Origin of the sequence: Okeania sp. SIO2F4 (assembly GCF_010672385.1) — a bacterium.
Taxonomy (GTDB): Bacteria; Cyanobacteriota; Cyanobacteriia; order Cyanobacteriales; family Microcoleaceae; genus Trichodesmium.
On the sequence record NZ_JAAHGT010000897.1, the window covers coordinates 1 to 3,992 of the forward strand.

At 39.0% G+C, this 3,992-nt stretch carries 2 protein-coding genes; one reads left to right on the forward strand and one right to left on the reverse strand.

Going from position 1 to position 3,992, the window contains the following annotated elements:
* On the forward strand, positions 1–274 hold a 274-nt coding region (locus tag F6K22_RS34630; protein ID WP_293108886.1), incomplete at its 5' end, for a hypothetical protein.
* Between the two features lie 864 nt (positions 275–1,138).
* Here the strand turns inward: F6K22_RS34630 and F6K22_RS34635 are convergent.
* The coding region (locus F6K22_RS34635) for an ATP-binding protein (RefSeq protein WP_293108889.1) at positions 1,139–3,992 on the reverse strand (2,854 nt) is incomplete at its 5' end.

A 3,992-nucleotide genomic window follows, 5' to 3' on the forward strand; every position in this document is an offset into this window, starting at 1 on the left:
GGCGGAGTTCTTCGTCCAGTACCGCGACGAGGCGACGCAGCTGGAAGACATCGCCAGCTTCAACGCCTTCACCGCCACCGTCCGGGCCGACGATCGGGTCGAGCGCCTGCGGGTCTCGGCGCCCTCCCTGTCGCTCTTCTCGACGGTGGGTGTCGAACCCATTGCCGGCCGCCTCCCGCGGCCCGAGGAACTCGGACAGACCGCCGTCATCAGTATAAAAAATTTTTCATCTTCACCCAAAGTGCCAATATTTCTAAATTCTCTTCCCTCCTGAGGACTGAGGACTGAGGACTGAGGACTGAGGACTAGATTAACTATCTAATTATACCGATGCTACCGAATTTGATATGACTTGTCTCCGTGAGAGACAATACAGGAAGTTGTTTTAGCATTTTTTAAAATATTTTTTCAATCATCTACAGCTCCCTATACTACTTAAATGGCGTTAGTAAATCAAAAGATGAAATTTGGGGGTTGCTCAAATGTAATGGTAAGTAGCTAAAGGTAAAATTGAAAAACTTATGTTTTACGCTGATACTTAATCTAAAAATCATTACCATATCTAAAAATCATTACCATTCAGCAACGCCGAAATTTGTAGGGGGAATCTCCTGTGGTTGCCCTCACCGGGGTCATTTCAGTTATCAGTTATCAGTTAGCCTCCGATAGGAGGAACTGCGTTAAGAGTACCTCTAACTGAAGCATCAGGATTGACATCAGGAATATTCTCTTTTTTTATCCGGAGACTAGTGACCACAATTTTTCGGTAAGCATGGGGGCGCTACCTTTACCACAGATAAATAATCCTCTCAATAGACCTCTTGTAAAAGTTTTAATTAAATAAATTCAAGATATAAAATTAACAATTTCATCTTCCTATTCCTTATTCCCTCACTTCTGCAAGAAGTATAATTACCAACGCTACTTAAATAATACCAATTTCCCAAAAGAATATTATAAATAGACCTCTGGTGGAAAAGAGGGAGTAGGGAGTAGGGAGTAGGGAGTAGGGGGAAATAATTAATTATTTATGCACTATAATTGATTTGACTTTTAATTATCGGAGATATCTAATAGTGAAGGTAATAGTGCATCCGCAGCGCTTGGCGATCGCTTCTACTACGCAGCAGAAGAACATCTATTTTAGAGCATCACATATTATAGTAAACTGGTCAATAGTTTCAGGAATTTTATCCCAGTCAAAATCATCAATTTGTTGAGTTAGTTTCTGAGTATATTCTCGTAATAACTCACACTGATGCTCTTGTGCCCAAAAATTCAAACGAGCGGCAAATTGTTCCAACTCACTTATAGCTAAGGTTTGGCGCAACTTGAGCCAATTAGTTTCTGCTTCCTGATTCAGCTTATCTAGCAATTCATCTAATCGTATTGGTTGCCCAGAAATAACCTTTGTTTGCGTAAAATTATCTAATGCTTCTATCTCAAGCTCAGGTGTAGTAGCAGCAGAAATAATCGGAAAAATTTTCTTCATTTCTGCCACCAGTTGAGCACAACTTACAGGTTTCCGGATAAACCCTTCACACAAAAACTTCAAGTCATACTCATCTTCAACTTTTGATGAAGCAGTCAGGATCACGATCGCTATGTGTTTTGTTTCCTCATCTTGCTTCAGGAATAACGCTGTGTCTCTACCATCCATACCAGGGATCCGCAAGTCGATCAAAATCAGATCGGGAAGTTGTGCTTTTGCAATCTGGATTGCTTCTTTCCCATCACCAGCCAAAAATAGTTGGTGAGACGTTTTAGCAAAATATCCAGCAATTAAATCCTGATTGGAAGCTATATCATCAACCACCAGAATTTTTAAAGGGGGAAACTGTTGTAAATTGTTATCCTTTTCTGCTTCTGCTAATAAGTTAGATTCTACAGGTGTCTGTGTAATTTTTACTCCGGGAAAACTGAGGATAAATTTACTCCCCTTTTCTAATTGACTTTCTAGCTTAATTGTACCGCCTAGAATATCTACAAGATGACGAGTAATTGTTAAACCTAACCCTGTACCTCCATATTTGCGATTGGTTGTACTGTCACTTTGAGTAAAAGCATCAAAAATCTGCTGTTGTTTTTCTGGAGCAATGCCAATTCCTGTGTCTTCTACAGATATTTCTAAATCAATTCGATCGCTTGGAATACTATCAACCTTGTATGAATTTACAGAAACCTTAATATATCCGCTATCAGTAAATTTAATAGCATTTCCAATGAGGTTGAACAGGATTTGTTGCAGTCGTACTCGATCGAATAAAATTGGATTAGGTAAACTAGGGGAAATCTCCATATAGTAATTTAGCCCTTTATCAGCAGATTTCGCCAGAAATATTTGTTGGATTTCCTGAACTATATAAGTGATATCAACAGCTTCATAATTAAGCTCTAGTTTTCCCGCATCAATTTTTGATAAATCTAGAATGTCATCGATCAGAGTCATTAGAGTTTTACCAGTTGATAACACTGAAGCCAAATAGGATTTGCCTACAGGATCGGTAACAAAAGATTGCAGCAATTCAGAAAAACCTAATACTGCATTCATCGGAGTGCGAATTTCATGGCCCATATTTGCCAAAAACTCACTCTTAGCTTTGTTAGCTGCTTCAGCTTGTCGTTTGGCTGCTTTGAGGGCGGTATTGTTTTCAGCTAATTCATTTCTGCGTTCAACTTCTTGCTTCAGTAGATTAGCTTGGGCAATAGCAATACCCACTTGAGCTGCCACTGCTTCAAGTAGTTCAATTTCACTATTTGTCCATTCTCTGTAGCGATCGCATTGATGTAGTGCTATTATTCCGTTAAGCTGACTTTGATAAAAAGTACCTACTGCCAACATTGATTTAAGTTTAACTTGACGACAAAGGTGTGCTACTGGTTGTAGTAGGGAGTCAGCATAAACATCATTGGAGGGAATAGCAGTTTCCTGACTCAGCAACTTTTTGACATGGGGATTTCCTGCTATTGGTATTTCTATATCTAAAATCGATTCCACTTCTCCGATCAGGTGTTCTGCTACGAAGGGGATTTTTGGCACAGACTCAGCGATATAGAAATGAATCAAACAACGATTTGCTTGGAAAGTTTGCCCCACTTGCTCAACAGTAATTTGGAAAATCTTTTCTGTATCTAAACTACTACGAATCTCATCAGTAATGCGCTTGAGCAAAAGACTCTGCTCAAGCTGTTGTCGCAATGTTTCTTCTGCTAGTTTCCGTTCGGTAATATCTTTTGCAATACCGGTGAAGCGGATAACTCTTCGGGTATCATTGAATAGGGGAAACGATCTGACTTGAATCCAACGAATTCCATCATTACGAACGATACGAAAGGTTTTATCAAAAGGTTTCTGGGTCTCTATATGAATATCGAAAGCTGCTACCAAAGTTGGAATGTCATCAGGATGAACAGACAATAACCACGACCGAGAATTTTCATACATACTAGCGCAACTTTTACCCCAAATTTTCTCATAAGCAGGTGAGATATATACTACTTCTCCTTCCTCAGACAAAACAAAAAACACCTGGTGAATATTTTCTGCTAGTTGCCGGAATTTGGCTTCACTTTCACGCAACGCATTTTCAAAAATTTTTCGCTCTGTGATATCAATAGCACAAGTAAGCAATAATTTATCTTGATTTCTATCTCCTGCTTGGATCGATGCTCTATTTAAGATAATATGGTGTGTTTTTCCTGATGAATGATCGAAGGTTTCTTCTTTTACTAAAGGTTTGCCTGTTTTTAATACCTTTAGATCGTCAGACTTAAACTGCATAGAGTTTTCACCAAATAAATCCTCATATTTAATTTCTGACAAAGATTTTCCTTGTAGACCAAAACCTACCACTGCTGCTTGATTAAAAAAGTGAAATTCGATCCGATCTTTTTCCCAATAGCTTTTGAGAAAGATTGGTATTGGCAACCCATCTAAAATATCTGCTAGCATTTGTCTTTGTTGAGCAAGTTGCTTGTTACTCTCTTGGAGA